Genomic DNA, 18,707 nt, shown 5'->3' with positions numbered 1-18,707 from the left:
TCAAGGCGTATGAGCGAATTTTGGGCACAACATGATAAACTCACTCAGCAAATTGAGCAGAGTAATTATATAAGCCGCGACCTTAGTTGGTTGCAGTTTAATTACCGTGTGCTCGATCAGGCCAAGCATATTGATAGAAGTATTTTCGACCGATTGAAATTTTTGTCGATTACAGCTTCTAATCTGGATGAGTTCTGTACCATCCGCCTGGGCAGCTTGTACAACTATATTGACTTTGGTAAAGAGCGTGTCGATTACAGTGGCTTAAGAGAAGAGCCATACCGAAAGTATTTGCTTACAGAGGTACAGCGCTATACAAAAGAGCAGAGTGATTATTTTGTAAAAAAACTAAAGCCACTTTTTGAGAAAAGCGGATTTAGTATTTGTACCTACAAAAATCTTTCTATAGAAAATGCCAAGCAGGTTGATGATTACTTCCGTAGTATCATTTTTCCAATGCTTACACCAATGGTTTTCGATAATTACCACACCTTTCCAGTACTGATGAACAACCGCTTGTTGTTCGGGGTGGTAACCAAAGCACCAACAGAAATTCAGAACCCTTTAAGAATTTCCTTTATACAAGTACCCAACAACTTGCCACGCTTTTATGAAATCACAACCGAGCGTGGTATTCAGTTTGTGCCTGTCGAAGAAATTATACGTTACAATGTTCATCACCTTTTCAGAAATATTGAAATCCAAAGTATAAACCTGTTTCGTATCAATAGAAATGGAGATTTTACTTTAGATGAAACCGATGAAATCGAATCTAATTTTCTGGACGAATTAAGAACTAAGTTGCGTCAACGCAGAACGGGTAGGGTAGTACGCATGGAAATTCAGGAGAACCCGGATCCCTGGATGCTGCGCCTGTTAAAAATTCAATGGGATATTGATGACTATAATATTTCGCAGACCCCATCTGAGAGTTTAATTGATTTTTCCGGCCTCATGCAGATTATCGGGCATAAGGAGTTTAAGGGTAAAAGATTTCAAATTCCGGCTCCGATTAAGCCACTCAATTTTCCAGAACAGGGCACAGCCGAATTGTTTGATGTATTAAAAGAACGAGATATTCTTTTACACCATCCTTACAATTCTATGGATCCGGTGATTGAATTGATTGAGAAGGCAGCGGATGATCCGCACACACTCTCCATTAAGATAACGATTTACCGTGTGGCTAAAGAGTCGCGTATTACCAATGCACTTTTAAGGGCAGCAGAAAATGGCAAGCACGTTTCGGTGTTGTTTGAAGTAAAGGCCAGGTTTGATGAAGAGAATAATTTGCGCGAGGCGCAACGTTTGCAAAAAGCTGGGTGTTTTGTTATTTACGGAGTTAACAGCCTGAAAACACACACCAAGCTGATGCTGATTGTGCGTAAAGATGAAGATGACAAGGTTTATCGTTATGTTCATCTTTCATCAGGCAATTATAACGAAACAACGTCACGGTTATACGCAGATGTGGGATTGCTGACTACTAAGGAAGTATATGCCAATGATGTATCGGAATTTTTTAATGTAATCACTGGTCACTCACAACCTTCTGCCTATCGTAATTTGATTACTTCCCCGCGTGACATGCGCATTCAGTTGTGTAATCTGGTGCGCAAAGAGGCAGAGAATGCCAAAAACGGTTTGAAGGCGGGTATAGTTATTAAATTTAACTCTTTACAGGATAAAGAACTGATTGACGAACTTTATGCAGCCTCTCAGGCTGGCGTACCCATTAAGTTGATTGTGAGGGGTATGTGCTGTTTACGTCCGTGCAGAAAAGGTTTAAGTGAGAATATTGAGGTAATTTCTATTGTGGGTGAGTACCTGGAGCACTCCAGAATTTACTACTTCCACAACGAGGGTAATCCTAAAGTATACATCGGCAGTGCGGATGCGATGGTGCGCAGCTTTGACAGGCGCATTGAGTCTCTTTTCTTATTAGACGATGAATTTTTGCGCAAGCAGGCCATGAATAATCTGGCCTACAACCTTCGCGATAATGTTAATTCTTATGTAATGAAAGAGGACGGTACCTATGCCGTTAAAGAACTGAAGAACGAACCTCCCTTTAATATACACAGAGAATTCTTCCACGTAACCCGTGAGATTGTCATGAGTGCTAAGCTCTTCTAACGATAATCGTAAAACTTTGGACACTGTAAATCTTTGTGAACTACATTAATCCGGGCTCTGTAGTTGAGCATGAATTCGTGCGTACCATTCGAGAAGATCGATAAATCAGATTGTGTCCAGTCGTATGAGTAAGCAAAGTGAAACTTCTCACTCAGCTTTAAATCGATAAAGGTGATGATGGAGTCGCCACTTCTTAAGGAAACACCTGTACTTAATACATCATAGAAGATAAAGGCATTGTTAATATCCAAGCTGACTGCCATGCCTTCCTGGGTTCTGAGTAGGATGGAAGGATTGATTTTTACATTCTTACGTCCACCCAATGGAAAGATGGCACCACTTCGCAAAAAGTAGTAGCGCCTTTCCTTGATTTCATTCAATAAACCCTCAAACGTAGTGGCTACTGAATTATTAAGAATGAAAGGAACACTCAGCCCAACAAAGAAATTTTTTCTGTTGTAATAAACTCCTGCACCAAAGTTCGGCTTCACCTCACGCAAAAAGGCATTGAAAGAGGCGTCATCAGGATTTTGTAAATCGAGCTGACTAAAATCTGCGCCCAGCATATTAAAGCCTGTTTGCAAGCCCATGGCAAAAGTAGATTTGGGAAAGCGGATGTTGTAGGAGTACATCAGGTACACATTGTCATTCTTGTAACTGCCAATTTCATCATGGTTAACAAGCAACCCAACGCCTATTCGCCCACGCCAGAAGGATGAGTGACCACTGAACGATACTGTTTTAGGTGCACCTGGAAAATTAACCCACTGGTTTCTATAGCTGGTACTGGCACTGAACTGCACATGGTTACCCGCATAGGCCGGATTAATCACCAGTTCATTGAAGTAATATTGGGTAAAAACTGGATACTGCTGAGCATATGTTGCTATGCTCAGCAGTATACCTATAAAAGAGTACTTAAGTCCTTTTAACATGTCGCAAACTTAGTTAACGATTTCCAGATAACCGGCAATTGGTTTTGAGCCATCACCCTTATCGATAACATAAAAATAAGTACCATCAGGCAAATTATTACCCATAGGGCTTATTCCCTTATTTGATCTTCCATCAAAGTATACATCAATGTTATCATAACCAGGGGCTTCGTATACGAGTGTACCGGCTCTGTTAAAGATCTTCACAAGGTTAGTCGGGAAGCTTTCTATACAAGCAATGGCAAAGAGGTCATTTCTACCATCTCCGTTTCTGGATACACCATTGAAAGGTCTGATTTCTGTACCTACCATAACCTCTTTTTCATTAGGGCAACCCAGTGAAGAGCGAACACGCAAGGTATAAATTCCCTCAGGGACATTCATTAGCACAGGCTCAGTGCTTAATAAAGTTCCCCCTTGAAACCACTCCACTGTGGATACACTCAGGTCATTTGTCATGTTGAAGGCGATGAAACCATTGTCCTGATCGCATGTTGAATTGATAACGCTGAAATCAAAATCCGGTAAGTCTAAGTCCTCAATAATTTCACCGATAGCAGGAGGCGATACACAGCCTGTAATTCTGCTGGTTGCAATGACTGCGTACTGACCGCGTGATAAACCTGCATAAATCTCACCCGTAAAATCTGCTGGTGTGCTAATGGTATTACCATCAGACCAATCGAAAATATATTCATGTGTATTGCCGTTCACAGCCGCTGCCAATGCACCGTTGCTGACAGGTGTTGGTAGTGTGGCTGTAATATCGCACTGTGTAACGTTGCTGAGAACGGTTACAGTGGGTGCAGCAATGGTTAAAATGTTTTGGCCAATCGTAACGCTGGCATTACCACGACAGCCGGTTACAACATGTGTTGCCTCTACAGTATAGGTGATCGCTTCTAAGCCACCTACCTGAATACCTGAATAGAATGGAGTGCCACTTACGGTATTTCCAATGTACCAGTCAAAAGTATACTCAGCCAGGTTTCCGCCTGTAGTAACACTGGCAACCCCATCTGCTTTGGTGAGGTCGCAAACAGTTAACGGGGCAGCCTGAACTGCTGCAATGATCGGATTTTGTCTTCCGTCTTCAATGGTTACTGTAATAGGACCAACCACGCAGAAAGCATCGGCATTGTCGATGGCCTCTACAGTATAGGTGCCAATGGCAAGGTTATTTACTTGCTTACCAGTAAAATCTGGTGTTGCATTTACGTTGTTACCGATTGACCAGTTGTAAGTGTAATTGTCACTTCCTGGTGTAGTAACAGTAGCAAACACAGATCCATTATTGGTAACACAACTTGTCATCGGTGAAGCAGCGGAAGCATTCAAGCCTAGCGGAGCAACCTCCAGCGGTAGCAAATAAGTTTCTACTACTGAACATTGGTTATCATTATTCAATACACGAATTGTTCTTTCTGTACTTGTTTGTCCAGCAGGAATCACAATACCAGAGAGCGTTCCACTATTACCAACAACGGTATTGGCAATGCTATTGCCATCGTGCCAGGTAATTGTGTAACCAGTTGTGCTATTACCTCCAGCCACCGTTATCAGCTCACCAAGATCGTTGGCTGGTTGTAAGCAGCGGGTAGGAGCAGTAAAGTCAGTTAAGCTTACTGAAACAGCATCAATAGTCTGGTCTTCTAATACAACTTCAAATAAATTATTAGAACAATTATTGACAGTATTACTAATGGTTACAAAATAGGTTCCAGCTGTTTGATTGGTAATGGCATTGCCTGTGGCAATAGAGTTCATGGATTGATTGAACCACTCAATAGCGTAATTGGTAAGCGGTACTGCAGTGCCATTTTCTCTCACCTGGTTTACCTGAGCACCTGCGTTTGTAACATCACATCTCGTTAAAGCATCAATGGTTAGATCAGCATCGCTCAGTGAAACAATGGGAGGATTGTTGATCAGTGTAAATGTTGCCACAGACTGACACTGCGTGCTAATGTTCGTCACCTGTACAGTATACTGGCCTCCATCAAGGTTAAGCGCAATATTATTGTTAATACCACCGGTTGTAGCTACTGCTGGTGAAGTGATCGAAGTACCATCAAACCAGGAGAAATTATACAGTGCAGGATTAGCGCCATCAGCAATCGCTTCAAGCTGACCATTAGGTTGTATAACGCCAATACAATTTGTGTTAGGGGTGATGGCAGGAGCAGTAATTACGGGTCTGGTATCCAGCGGCTCGATTTCTGTAACCACCGGTACGGATTTACAGCCACTCAGGAGTGCATTATTTTCAATTGCTACTAGGGTATAATTGCCCGGTGTAAGATTGCTAAAGGTATAGTTTGCTGAGCCATCGCCATTTAAGCTACCGGAAGCACCAGTCACTTGTTGTAAAAGTGTGCCGGTGTCATCCAATCCACTATAAATATTGATTACATAGTCGTTTACATTAAAGCTGACAGGAGGAGGCCCGGGTACAACTGCGGGTGTTGGAAGTAGGTTAACAATTAAGCTACCATCATTGGCAGGGGCACATGTAGTTACATCGTTAACTGTAACCAAAGTTAAAATGTGGGCATCTGCAAAAGGCAAGGCAAATACTTCTTCAGCAAAACAGCCATTATCCAAATTGGTGGCTCTAACTCTATAATTAGCGCTTTGTAAGTTGGCTGCCGTAGAAAACTGAGATGTATTTTCGGTAAAGAAGGCTACAGTACTTGCGTTTTTGAACCACTCTACCCTGAAACCTCCGGTATTTCCGGCAGCACTTATTTCAACACCTAAAATACCATTGCTGGCATTACAGTCTGTTGGCAACTGTTGCACGGAAGATCTTTGCTGAATATCAATGGTTGGCGTATTGTCGGCAATGTCTGCCGAAATAGGGGCAGTACTACAGAACTTCGTTTTGTGTGTAGCCTGAACAGTATAAGTACCAATTGGAATTCCGGATAAGGTGTTGGTAGTAGTAGGAAAATCAGGTGTACCATCAATGGCTGTTCCTATGTACCATGCAAAATTATAATCAGCAGGGGTATCCAATGTAACACCAACTGTAATAGTACCATTAGGGGAGGTACAACTGGTAAGGTCGCCAACACCAGCAAGTAGGAGCGTTGGTATTACAATATTCGTGTTAATGGTTACTTCTTCTGTGTCGAAACAACCTGAAGCTGCATTGGTAGCTTTAACGGTGTAAACGCCAGCCGCAAGATTAGCAATGGATGGGGTACTGGCAATAAGATTTCCTGCCGAAGTGTTCTGGCCTATAAACCATTCAAAATTAAAGCCAGCAGTTACACCACCCACATTGGCAGATGCTGCACCGATCGGTTGGTTTTCATCGCACGAGGTCTGATCGGAAATTTTGGTGACACTCACCGTTGGTGCAGTTGTTTGAACAATGTTTACAGTAACAGGTGCTGAACTACATTGACTCACATTGTTGGTGACCACCAGCGTATAATTTCCTGCAGGGCGATTTATATAATTACTGCCAGTGAAGTCAGCAGCAGGTTTTACATTAGAACCGTTAAACCATTTAAAAGTAAAACCTGTGGTTACTCCGGCCACTGTTGCAGATACAACACCTGAGTTTGTTGCAGCGCAGGTGATGTCTTGTTTATTAACCGTTGGTACAGGTACAACAGTCTGATCAGGCACCGTAAGAGATTCTACGGCCTGACAACCTGAGTTCTTATCTGTAACACGAACGGTGTAAATGCCAGGCATCAATCCTGTAACTTCCTCATTTACACCAATCTTATTAGCTGCTATAGAAGGGTCATTGCCAATAAACCATTCGAAGTTGAAATTAGCAATTGGCTCTCCGGTAACCCCAGCTTCTAGTGCGCCATTAGGCACAACACAATTTGTGTAGGCATTATTTAATTGGATAGTAATTGGAATAGACCTGTCTATGCGAATAACATTTACGCTGGCAGTATCAGATGAACAGTTTGCTGTTTTATGAACAGCGAATACGGAGAAAGTTCCATTATCCAGGCCAGAGTAAATAGGGCCGGTAAAAGCCGGAGGAGCAGTAGCGCTTGCACCATTACTCCAGAAGAAGTTGTAATCAGTTGTATTCTCTGTGGCACCTACCGGAATAAAGGCACGCACGGAACCATTATCAGGGGATGTACTGCCTACGCATTTAATATTGTTTTGCACCAGTGCTGCGCTGATGATGGCAGGCAGCGGATCCACCTCTGCAGAAACGATGTTGTCATAATCACATTCTAAAATAGAAGTATTGGGGAATGTGATGGGGGAGGGTACTGAATTTCCACTGTCGTTAATTGCAATGAATAAGGTAAAGGCAGAGCCATCACCGGTTACCGTTGCATTGTTGACTGCGAATTGATTGCCGGGCATCAAACTGCCTAGGTTAGCAATGATCGTATTTAAGCGTATCGCGCCAGGTTGCAATGGATCACCTTTATAAAAAGTAACAGGTACATTTCCGTTTACGGGTACATCTCCCAGGTTTTCAATACTAAACGATACCGTAAAGTTAGTTTGAGGACAGGTTGGGGCATTAACTACTAATGAATTGTCTACATAACTCAAATCAGGCGAGGCGTACTTAGGACACCCTAGGGAATTAAGGAAAGGAGATTGATTCAGGAAAGTATTGAGTGGCCTTGTAGGGCGTGGATTAGCAGGATCACAACCAGTAAGTGAAAATATAGTCTGTGTACTCTGTTGTCTGCGTGGTATAGTTAAATCATCATTAACGTTTACATTAAAGTATGCATTCTGATTCCAGACCCTACGGGCAGGTACCCAAGGCTCAAGAGCCGTTTTGAAAACGCGTACATGGGAATTCTCAGAGTAGTCGAGATCACAAAAATTATCCAAGGATAGTTGATCATTGAACCCACACGTAACACATAATTCGGATTGTCCATCGGCATCAATATCTGCAACAATTGGGTAGTCGCGTGCTGTTCGTGAAACGCATGGCTGCGATGTATAGGTAGTACCATCGGTACCATTAATAATGTACAAACTACCTTCATCGCGGTAAATAATCTCAGTTTTTCCATCGCCATTAAAATCAAACATAGAACAACCGGTATAACCCGATGTTTCTTCTGAAACAGTTTTTCTCCACAGTAAGTCCAGGTTCTCATCTAATGCGTAAAGGTATTTCCCTGATACATAAGCTGCGTTAAGTTGCCCGTCACCGTCAGCATCAGCAATGTTAATACGACCGGTACCTCTGTGCCAGCCATTTTTGTAATATGTTCCCGTAGATCCTGCACCATTATTGCTACAATCTTTAATGAGAACATTATTTTCAAAATCTGGATCCGGATCAGTATAGGTCTTTAAGGTATTGTTGGCAACATCCCAAAAGAAAATAGTGGTGTTTTGGTCTGCACTTCCATTGGAACCGCTCGCAAGAATGTCCAAATTACCATCAAGGTTAAAATCGGCAACACTAGTATGAGTACCATCTAAATTTCTACGGAAGTATTCATTTCTTTTAGAATGCTCTGTGATGGTTCCTGCACCAATGTTCACGGTGAATATTGTCAGCCCTAAAACCAATTCTAAATTATCATCACCCACAATATTGACCGCTACGGGACTTCCGGTGGCGCCTGTGAAACTAACTGGTGAGTTAGCAATCTGAACTCCGGTATGGGCATTAAGAATAATATCTCTGAAGTAAAGCTCAACCTGACCATCGCCATTAAAATCAGCTAAGCCAAAAAGACCAGGGTCTCCACTTAGTTTGGCTGATTTCCATATTCGCGTTGACAAATCGCAATTGTAAGCATGCAAATACCAATCATCGTCATTTCCTTCGCGTCCGACCAAAAAAATCTCCGCACAATTATCGTTATCAAGATTGGCAATGGCGACCTCTCTTTCTACCCTAAAAGGCAGGCTTTTATTCGAGTGCTTAATCTGTCCATTATTTCCTCGGAGAATATAGGCACCCCTGCTTCCATTATCGTTTTCAATATTTGTTACCACTACCTCCGGTATCCCGTCTCTATCCAAGTCACCAATAGACATACGGTTAAGGTGATTGGTTACGCGATTGGGTGATGCCCAGTCCAGCGTCATTTGAAAGGCAGGGAACTGCGAAGGCTTGGCTTCGCATAGGGCATCATTACCAATGTAGGAGCCATCACAAGCGGTATTGCTGGCACACTGGTTATCAAAACAGTCGATGAAGCCGTTATTATCGTCATCAATACCATTATTGCAAATTTCCTGAGCATAAAGGCTTGTTGCCACTGAACTTAGCAGAAGGGCAAACAGGAAAACAATACGTTTCATAGGTTTAAAAATTTAGTAATCAAATATCTGTACTAACAAGGCTTTATAGTGCATGATAATACAAGGGTAACCACACATTGTAGGTTTTAGCGCTAGTTTGCATAAACAGACTTTGAGTCGCCAAAAATAACGAAAGAATGTACCTTTTAACCTTAAGTCTGGTTAATAATTGTTCACAGCGCTGTCGGTTTACAAGCAGTTATTTGGCAAGCAGAAGTAAGGTATTGATTCAAAAGTTTAGTAATGGGATCTGGAACTGAAGGCCATACAAACATCTGGTATTTAGTTGCATAGTTGTTGCACATTATTTGCATTGTGTTGCACAACTTCCGGCTGTGTCGCCTAAATTAAGATCACTATTCTCCAGCGTAGAGTACCAGTTATTTCTTGATTTCTGTTTCGACCACCAATACCCTGGCATCCTTAATTTTTGTAAAGTTTTTAAGATTCCTTACCTCATCATATGCCTCTGAAGATTTAACGGAATTGTAAATGTAAACGTGGTATTTTTTGTCTTTAGGATAATAGTAAATCTCTGCATTATACTTTTCTCCAATGAGTTTATTTTTGTAGATATCAGCAGCAGGGAATTCTGCAAAGGACCTTACTACTACATAATAAACTTTTTTACTTTCAGAGGTTTCGGCATTCAGCATTTTTTCAGGGTCATCAGCCTGATGTTGGAAGCGGGCATGGTGTTGAGTTGTTTTCGTAGTTACCAGGGTTGAGCGTAACACCGGAGCGGGGCGTTTAAACTTCTTGATGTCCCCCAAACGAAGACTGGCAAACACTTCATGCGAACCTTGAGAAAATCCGGCCTCGGGTTGTGAGCCAAGCTCATAGAAATAACCCAGAGAGAGTTTTTTAATTTGAAATCCTGCACTGCCAGTTAAGCCATAACTTTGCCGATAGCTGGCACCCAACCAGAAGTTTTGTGTCAGGTTAAGTTTAGTAGCCACTTCAAACTGACTCTCCTGATAGGCTGCATAGCGATAGAGTAGGTAAAACTCTAGTGGGGCATACATTTCTTTTCCTTTCACGGTTGTCTTATATCCTCTAACTTTTTTGGTTGCCAGTTTTCCTTCCAGTTTTTTGCGATAGCCCAACGAGGCAATGGCATGATCGAAAGGTTTGGGTGTTATAACAGAGAAACTCGGATCAAGAAAAGCAGGTGAGAAAAGTTGGGGTAGTGCCAAACCAAAACTAAGGCCACTGTTACTTTTATAAAGCATTCCAACACTAGCGGAGGCTTGTAAGTTGTTATCCTGATAATTGGCAAGAGCAGGATCGTTAGGATCTGCGGCTTTACTTATGTCCAGGGTGTTGGTAATAGCACCTGCTGACATACCGAAGTAAAACTGACTCGTTTTGTTTAAGGGTATGCCATAGGCATAGGCGAATGAAACATCACTTGATGAGAGCAAGCCTCTTTCAAATGAACTAACTTTAACACCCAAGCCGTATCGTTTATTTTCGATAAGTGAGTTGATTGAAAAAGCAGAAATTACCGGAGCTCCCTCTACCCCAAGCCATTGCTGCCGGTGATGGATAAAAAGTCGGGTTTCTTCATTCGCAGCCGTAGCAGGGTTATACAAAAATGGATTTGCGTATACCGCATTATAAATAGGGTAGTTCTGCCCCCAAGATGAAGAGACAATACTCAAGAGTAAACAACTCGTAATAATGTTAACAAGTTTCATTAAACAATCTTAAATATCCGTGACTTGGGGAGTCACTACAAAAAATGCCCTATCAACAGATAAGGTGTGAGTTAAAAAAATTGATCTGCAATAATGCAGTAATTATCGTAAAAGCACGAAGTTAATCGTTTTTCGGATGATTTAGAAGCTGAATTGTAACTACCTTTATACCTTTCAAAAAATTAAAGTAAAATAGAGCCTTGAAAACTGCAGTCTTTACTTCCACAATTGTATTGGTAACAGTACTCAGCCTAAGCACCCATGGCCAGGTACTCATAGGGCCGGTGGCCGGACCGCAGATTTCGTGGACTGAATTTAACGATAAAGACTTAAGGACCGATTTCAATACCGGCCCCGTTGTGCGTTACCATGCTGGCGTGAGTGTTTCATTAAGGGCATATAAAAGATTTTATTTGACCACTTCTTTACTTTATTCTAAGAAAGGAAAAGTGATAGAAAGTGATATTGATAGTAAATTGAAGAATAAAGTTATCTATAGTCATATTGATTTGCCTATTCTTTACACAGCTCAGTTTAAGGGTAGTCTGAAAGGTAATAAGGGCTTCAAATATTACATAGGTGGTGGCCCCAATGTTAGCTACTGGCTTGGCGGAAAAGGTACCATTGCTTCAACAGATATTGTTGAAGGTGGTGTGTCCAGTATTTCATATAAAGTGGTGTTTAGAAAACCTTTTGAAGATGTAACTGATAATGAAATGAATATCGCTGAACCCAACAGGATTCAGATAGGAATTAACCTGGTTGCAGGCATTGTACTTCAGCCCTTGGGTTTTAATGAAGTTAATATTATGCTGCGTTATGAACGTGGTCACAGTTTTTTGGGCAATAGCAATGGTATTTTTCCGGCTGCTACAGATTATGCTGATGTGCTGGCTTCCCGCAACAGCGGTATTCGTCTTTCTCTTGCCTATATGATCGATTTAAAAACCGACCAGCGTAAAAAAGGTAAGAGTACCATTAATAAAAAGAAATTATAGACCTCAACACCTTGTAGTTACGGTGCAAGTCTGTTAATCTTCCAAGCGCTATCGGCCTTTACATACTCTATTCTGTCATGCAAACGGCTTGGTCTACCTTGCCAGAATTCAAATAAGAATGGTTCTACAGCATATCCACCCCACTGTTGAGGTTTAGGTAATTTGTCCAGCCCGGTGAACTTCGTCTCCATTTCCGCTAAACGCTCCTCTAATAATTTTCGGTCTTTAATAGCTGCACTCTGCGGTGAAACCCAGGCGCCTAATTGTGAGCCCCGTGGCCTGCTTTGAAAGTACGCTGTAGACTTCTGCTCTGTAACCCGTTCAACTATACCTTCAATCCTGATTTGTCTTTCTAAATCAGGCCAAAAAAAGGTGAGCGCGCAGACAGGGTTAGCCGTTAATTGCACACCTTTTTTACTTTGATAATTGGTGTAAAACAAAAACTTCTGCTCTTCAACCCCCTTGAGTAACACAATGCGTTGTGAGGGCCTGCCATCGGTGCCGACCGTAGCCAGACACATGGCATTAGCCTCCTTTACACCAGCATTAATTGCTTCAGTCAGCCATTTTTCAAATTGTTGTAATGGATCAGTACTGACAGAGGCAATATCCAAGCTGGCTTTTGCGTACTCTGTTCTTAGGGCATGAAGTTCGTTCATTGTATTAAGCCTTATTAGCTTTCAAGGGCGAAATTAAGGCTTAATTCATTTAATTTATCCCACAATTGGTGGGATAATACAGCATTTTTGCAGGTTCGTCCTTTATTTGCTGTCACGCCTAATAACAATTTTATAATTTGCAGAAACTGATGGATTTCGATTTTTTCAAGTACCGCAACCAGCTTAAACCTGAAAAGGGAAGACTGCTCATTTCGGAGCCTTTTTTGAACGACCCTAACTTTGAACGGACTGTTGTTTTATTATGTGAACATAATCAGGATGGATCTTTTGGCTTTGTATTGAACAAACAATCTATAGTTAAAATAAACGATGTGCTGGGTGATCTCGCAGTTGATACGGAGGCATTTATTGGGGGGCCAGTGCAGCAGGATACCATACATTACCTGCACCGTGTGGCCCATTTGCCCGAAGCTATACCTATTGCTGACTCAATTTTTTGGGGAGGCGATTTTGAAGCACTGCAAAATGGCCTGGATCTTGGTACCATTCAAGAAACTGATGTGCGTTTTTTTCTGGGTTATAGTGGTTGGGGGGCCGGACAGTTAGAAGAAGAGCTAAAGGAGGATAGCTGGATAGTTTGTGAGTACATTAGCAGCGAGTTACTTTTTGACATAACACCTGATCAGATGTGGAAACAGGCATTGAGTAATATGGGAGGACGTTTCTCCATGTATTCCAATTATCCGATTGATCCTAATTTAAATTGATCCGAGAGCCATTTTTTATATTTTTACACGCTTTTTAACATACAATGGAATTGAACGAGAATGAAAACGGTACATCGGAACTTGAAAAAGTGACCGGTGTTTTGCACAGCGAGGCTGATTTAGAGGAAAAAGATGAGACACTGCATGCCTTGGAAGAAGAGCATAAGGTTGATTATTCAACTTTTTCAAAAAAACAACTGGCCGAACTAAGCAAAGAATTAGCGAAGGAGAATAATGCTGTTAAAGCAGAGATTACCCTGCGCGAAATAAAACCTTTGTATGATGAAATAGCTGAAAAAGAAAAGGCCGAAGCTAAAAAACGCTTTTTGGCTGAAGGCGGACTGGCAGATGATTTTGAATACCGTGGAGACGAGTTCGATATGGCATTTGATGCCAATGCACGATTGATTCGTGATAAAAAGCATCAATTCATGCGTCAACAGGAAGAACAACGCAATGAGAACCTTCGTAAAAAAGAAGATCTTCTTGAAAAAATGCGTGAGTTGCTTGACGGTGCCGGAGCATCCAATCAATATGACACTTTTCAGGAACTTCAAAAGCAATGGAAATCCATTGGTCAGGTGGCACCGGGCCCGGCAAAAACACTGTGGGCAAATTACCATGCACTGGTAGACCGTTTTTATGATAACCAAAGCATTTATTTTGAATTAAAGGAACTTGACAGGAAGAAAAACCTTGAGTTGAAGAATGAACTCATTGTTAAAGCAGAAAAACTGCTTAACAATGATTCGCTTCGTGACGCCATTAAGGAGTTGAATGAACTTCATCACGAGTTTAAGCACATTGGTCCTGTACCTAAAGAAGAGAAGGAAGCTGTTTGGCAACGCTTTAAGGTTGCATCAGACGCCATTTATGCGAAGCGTGATGAGTTTGTAAAACACCTGCAGGCGGAATTGCATGTAAACCTTGAGAAGAAATTGAAGATTGCCGAGGAAGTTCAACTATTTGCTTCGTTTAAGACAGACCGCATAAAAGAGTGGAATCAAAAGACGCAGGAAATACTTGCCCTTCAGAAAAACTGGGAACTAATTGGTGGTATACCACGTGCGAAAGCCAAGGATGTAAACAAGAAATTCTGGAATGCTTTCAAGTCATTCTTCCATGCCAAAAATACTTTCTTCAAGAAGCTGGATGAGGAGCGCGATGCCAACCTTAAGACTAAACAGGAACTTTTAGCCAAAGCAATTCAGTTAAAGGAGAGCAGTGACTGGGATAAGGCGGCTAACGAGTTGAAGAATCTGCAGCAACGTTGGAAGGATGTTGGGCCTGTACCAGAAAAAGTAAGAGAGAAAATTTTTAAAGAGTTTAAAGAAGCCTGTGACTTCTTCTTCGAGCAGAAAAGAGGCCAGCAGCAAAAAGCAGATACTGAACAGACCGATAACCTGAAGCAAAAAGAAGCCATTTGTCAGGCTTTAGAGGAGGCTGCCGCTAACGGCACAGCTACACAGGCCCTGCTGGAAGACTTACAGACTAAATTTGCTGCAGCAGGTTTTGTGCCACGCAATGCAATGAATACCATACGCGATCGCCATGGTGAGGCAGTGGAGAAGTTTGTGGCGGCCATTCCAGGGCTTAGTGATGTTGAAAAAGCACAGCTTTCGTTGAAGACCCAGTTGAGCGAATTAAAGAATGATCCTTTTGCGGATAAGAAATTACAGCAAAAAGAGCAGAATATTCGCAAGAAGATTGGAAAAGTAGAGAACGACATCGCCTTGTGGAAAAACAACCTGGAGTTCTTTGCACGCTCTAAAAATGCTGATAGTCTGCGTGATGAGGTGAATCAGAAGATTAAATCGGCAGAGGAGGAGCTTTCGGAGCTGAAAAAACAATTAAAATTAATTCGCTCAATGTAGAATAAGGTTTGCAAATTAGAAATCTGTATCTATTTTTGCACTCCGTTTTCGCCTCCTTAGCTCAGCTGGTAGAGCAACTGACTTGTAATCAGTAGGTCGCTGGTTCGATTCCGGCAGGGGGCTCTTCAAAATCAGCCAGTTATACGAAAGTGTAACTGGCTTTTTTATTTTCAGCGTGCTTTCAGCGTACTTTTTAAATCTCTAAATTTATTTTAAATGAATAGTCTCACGCTTATGAGGGTGTTATAGAGTTATAGAATTTAGGATAATGAATTCTAAGATTGATTACTTGTAATTAGCTAGAGCGCTTTTCTTCGGTTATGGTGTCAAAAATAGTTGTGCCGATAGTAAAATATTAGATTAGTGTTATGTTTTTATTGCAACTCCTGCATTAAAATGAGACCGAGAAAAAGTCTACCAATCAATTGCCTCTGATTTTTGATTTTTAGGAAGATGCATCCATTTCGGTGTAATCATTATCTCTTTCCCCTTTCTTCTATTGGCAGCAGAATATCGTAAAGTAAAAGGTTTAATCTTTGTCCATCCTTTGTACAGTTTTCTAATCTCAGGGCAATCATCATAAGTTAAAACCCATGGTAGGTTAATAATTTCTTTGAGCGTGTGAGATAAATTTTCATGATAGTTTTTGTCCAGTAAGTTTAGATACAAAAGTGGCCCTTTATTGTAATATGGCGGATCTATAAAGAAAAACGGAGAGTTCTGTTTATTTAGTTTAATAAAATCGATACCATCAGTGTTGGATAAACGAATACGATCGGAATATTCATGTATTTTCAAGCATCGTTGTTTTAGTTCCTCCTTATTAAATCGAGCATTCAACTTCCATTCACCTATTTGTTTTGGTCCACCAATTGGCCCGCCATTTAATATGATCCCAGAGCGATTACATCTATTAAGAAAAAAAGTGGCAAAGCCATGATCTAGTTTTGAAGTAATACTTGAATTCTTATAGAGCTCTTTTTGTCGCAAGTACTCGGCCATACTAACTCGTTTATTAGAGATACGCCTTAAGAATTCTTCATTCTCATGAATTAGGCTCCACCAAAAGTTATATATGGCATTATCTTTATCGTTAATGTAGATCTCAGGTGTATCTTCTAGGTAGAGCAATTTTAAGGAGGCTCCAGCACCTCCAGCGAATGGCTCTGCTAATGGGAGATTGCCTACATGATTTAATTCACGAATTTGGCTTAATAAATTGGTCATTGACGATTTACCCCCTGGGTAACGTAGCGGACTTGGAGATATCATTGATTTGGAATGTCGTTTTCCAGCATTAGTCTAAAAATGGGCTCTAATCTAAGCCAAAATTGTTGAATATCCCTTTGACTTGGTATATCTGTTGTATGAACGAACCCGTGTAAATCTGAAATCGTAAAGGGAGCAGCTTGATCGTACCTTAAAGCTTTTTCAACTTTATTGGCCTCGGTTTGTGAGAAAGATTTCTTGGCTAATGCTATTACCTCGGGGACAATCATTTTCATTGTCGGGACACCGTGAGGAATTGGAATACCCTTACTTTTTAGCTTTTGGATTAATTGGTCATATCCTCCTGATCGTTGCAGATAATCAATTACCGTAAGCTCAAAGAACACACGTAATAAAACTGCACCAGCATTTGGAAAATCTTCTCGCTTTAGTTTAGTGAGTTCTTGTCGAATATCCATTAGTCGATCATTACCAAACCGTACTTTGAGGTCTTTTGGTAAAACGGTTAAACTTTCCTGCTTAGCTTTTTTTGGTTTCGTGGGTTGACTTGAAGTGAATTGTTTAGATGCTACTGATTTTCCTTCGATGATGTCCGAAGGAACAAAATTGCCTTGCTTTGACTGTGGTCTTTCTTCTTGCTTCCATGATTTAAAATAGTTCTCAATATCTTCTTTTTTATTTAAGGAGCGTGAAGATTGTTTATTCAGAGCAAGGTCGCTTACAAGCTTTGTATAACCTTTTACAAATTCTGGTTTTGTAGTAGTGCCTCTAATTCCATGCTCAGGATCGGGCTCTATCATAAGGTATTTTCTTCCTACAGTCGAATTGAAGACTCTTTCAATTGTTGTAAAAATACCGGCTCTTGGATTATCTAATTTAGCCTTTACTTCCTCAGGTAAAACTAGCGATCGAGCCATATCGGCAATCGCTCTTGTTTGTCTTGCACTTTGAATATCAGCCATGGAGAATCCTAATTCAGAACTTAATTCAGAATTTTCATAACCTTCGGATAACTTTTCTAATATAAAGCTTGCTCTGTTTTCGGCTTCCCAAGCAAGAACGGGAGATCCTATGTGACGACCTGCTAGCTGTTTATCTGTCGCTCTTCGGCTAGGGGCTATCGTTACGGGCACTTTGGAAATAGACTTGATATCAACCATTTTTCTTACTAGCCTTTCTATTTTAGCTTGGAAATTAGAATTTAGTAATCCTGGTTCTCGTAAAGCTTTTAAAGCTGCAAGTCTTCTATTTCCCTCGACAATAATATACTTATTGTTCTCATAAATTGCCAAAAGTGGTTCGTTTGGAAAAAAACCTCTTTCAGCAATGCTTGCTGCAACTTCGAGAGCCTTGTCATGGTCAAATAAATATTGAATCAGCTCTCTGGGAGCTCTAGCTGTTGTCTCTCTACCAAGACGAGGGTTTTTTTCATCAAGGTGTAATGATGCAACTGAAAGTTGCTTGGTTAGCCATTCATTAGAAGCCATCAGATTTCGATTTAAATAAAAAGTCCAACCAAAGAAAAGGTAGTACCATTTCTCCTAGTTGGGCTCAATGCTAATATAAGACAGCTTTGGTTAATTGCAAAATTTTTATCAGTATCTCTAAATCCATCAATTAATTGGTTCTGTATTACTCAAATTTAATTAGCTATCATTTATCGGCTGAGTATTTTTTATGTATTATAACTTTAGTTTTAAAGGATGCGAAACATGATTCCAAAATAAGACTTTCTTCGATTCCAAGAGCTATTAGAGATCGTACCACTTGGAAAAACCGCATGGTGGTATGGAGTAAAAAATGAGTGTTATCCCCAACTGAAATGAATTTAAAAATGAGCGATCCCATAGAATTCAAGGCTAAAATAAAAAAGACAATAAATCAATCCCACTAGATCGAAAGATTGTCGGGTAAATCATTGGATATGATGGATCCAGAAGAAGTCATAGAGATTATCAATGTCAGTCAAATTGTAAAAATATGATGGTTAGCTTTGAAGAGTATACCTTAAATTTAAGGTATACTCACATCTGTATTTGCTTGTCATTACAAATTCTAATTTCGGTATTGACCGACTTAATGGAAATTTAACACACAAAATTTTGGACTAGAAGTTTTGTTAGTGATCTTTAGTACAAGCAGCCTCGTTGGTTGCAGCAAATTTTCACAAA

General features: G+C 40.7%; 10 protein-coding genes and 1 tRNA gene. 5 read left to right on the top strand and 6 right to left on the bottom strand.

Annotation, left to right across the window (positions count from 1 at the left end):
- The first annotated feature begins 9 nt into the window (after positions 1 to 9).
- Positions 10 to 2,136, top strand: coding sequence for a polyphosphate kinase 1 (ppk1, locus tag ACO1XM_RS17425; protein WP_486231347.1), 2,127 nt, complete (start codon positions 10 to 12; stop codon positions 2,134 to 2,136).
- On the opposite strand, the gene ACO1XM_RS17420 is transcribed toward ppk1, so the two are convergent.
- From ACO1XM_RS17420 to ACO1XM_RS17410, 3 genes are all read right to left on the bottom strand, one after another.
- Entirely contained in the window at positions 2,133 to 3,071 is a 939-nt protein-coding gene (locus ACO1XM_RS17420; RefSeq protein ID WP_486231345.1) for a PorP/SprF family type IX secretion system membrane protein, read from the bottom strand. The two genes, ppk1 and ACO1XM_RS17420, sit on opposite strands and share 4 nt — an antisense overlap.
- 9 nt (positions 3,072 to 3,080) lie before the next feature.
- Positions 3,081 to 9,347 (bottom strand): T9SS type B sorting domain-containing protein, encoded by a 6,267-nt coding sequence (locus ACO1XM_RS17415; protein WP_486231343.1) that lies wholly within the window; start codon positions 9,345 to 9,347, stop codon positions 3,081 to 3,083.
- A 380-nt stretch (positions 9,348 to 9,727) separates the two neighbouring features.
- Entirely contained in the window at positions 9,728 to 11,047 is a 1,320-nt protein-coding gene (locus tag ACO1XM_RS17410; RefSeq protein WP_486231341.1) for a PorP/SprF family type IX secretion system membrane protein, read from the bottom strand.
- A 200-nt stretch (positions 11,048 to 11,247) separates the two neighbouring features.
- Here ACO1XM_RS17410 and ACO1XM_RS17405 point away from each other — a divergent pair, with 200 nt between their 5' ends.
- Entirely contained in the window at positions 11,248 to 12,045 is a 798-nt protein-coding gene (locus tag ACO1XM_RS17405; RefSeq protein WP_486231339.1) for an outer membrane beta-barrel protein, read from the top strand.
- A 17-nt stretch (positions 12,046 to 12,062) separates the two neighbouring features.
- On the opposite strand, the gene pdxH is transcribed toward ACO1XM_RS17405, so the two are convergent.
- Positions 12,063 to 12,704: a pyridoxamine 5'-phosphate oxidase gene (pdxH, locus tag ACO1XM_RS17400; protein ID WP_486231337.1), complete on the bottom strand. Its 642-nt coding sequence runs from the start codon at positions 12,702 to 12,704 to the stop codon at positions 12,063 to 12,065.
- A gap of 149 nt (positions 12,705 to 12,853) precedes the next feature.
- Between pdxH and ACO1XM_RS17395 the strand changes: the two genes are divergently transcribed.
- The 3 genes from ACO1XM_RS17395 to ACO1XM_RS17385 all read left to right on the top strand — a co-directional run bounded on the left by ACO1XM_RS17395 (position 12,854) and on the right by ACO1XM_RS17385 (position 15,429).
- Positions 12,854 to 13,432: a YqgE/AlgH family protein gene (locus tag ACO1XM_RS17395; protein ID WP_486231335.1), complete on the top strand. Its 579-nt coding sequence runs from the start codon at positions 12,854 to 12,856 to the stop codon at positions 13,430 to 13,432.
- Between the two features lie 44 nt (positions 13,433 to 13,476).
- Positions 13,477 to 15,306, top strand: a complete 1,830-nt coding sequence (locus tag ACO1XM_RS17390; protein WP_486231333.1) for a DUF349 domain-containing protein — start codon at positions 13,477 to 13,479, stop codon at positions 15,304 to 15,306.
- Positions 15,307 to 15,356: 50 nt separating this feature from the next.
- A tRNA-Thr gene (locus ACO1XM_RS17385) sits at positions 15,357 to 15,429 on the top strand.
- Positions 15,430 to 15,720: 291 nt separating this feature from the next.
- Here the strand turns inward: ACO1XM_RS17385 and ACO1XM_RS17380 are convergent.
- Both ACO1XM_RS17380 and ACO1XM_RS17375 read right to left on the bottom strand, forming a co-directional pair.
- Positions 15,721 to 16,578: a DNA adenine methylase gene (locus tag ACO1XM_RS17380; RefSeq protein WP_486231331.1), complete on the bottom strand. Its 858-nt coding sequence runs from the start codon at positions 16,576 to 16,578 to the stop codon at positions 15,721 to 15,723.
- A complete protein-coding gene (locus ACO1XM_RS17375) occupies positions 16,575 to 18,023 on the bottom strand; it encodes a hypothetical protein (protein WP_486231329.1) in 1,449 nt (482 codons plus the stop codon). The genes ACO1XM_RS17380 and ACO1XM_RS17375 overlap by 4 nt, the downstream gene beginning before the upstream one ends.
- Positions 18,024 to 18,707: the final 684 nt, after the last annotated feature.

The sequence above is a fragment of the Chryseotalea sp. genome (assembly GCF_057350905.1).
The sequence above is the reverse complement of the archived record's forward strand: the minus strand, read 5'-3'. Positions and strand labels throughout refer to the sequence as shown.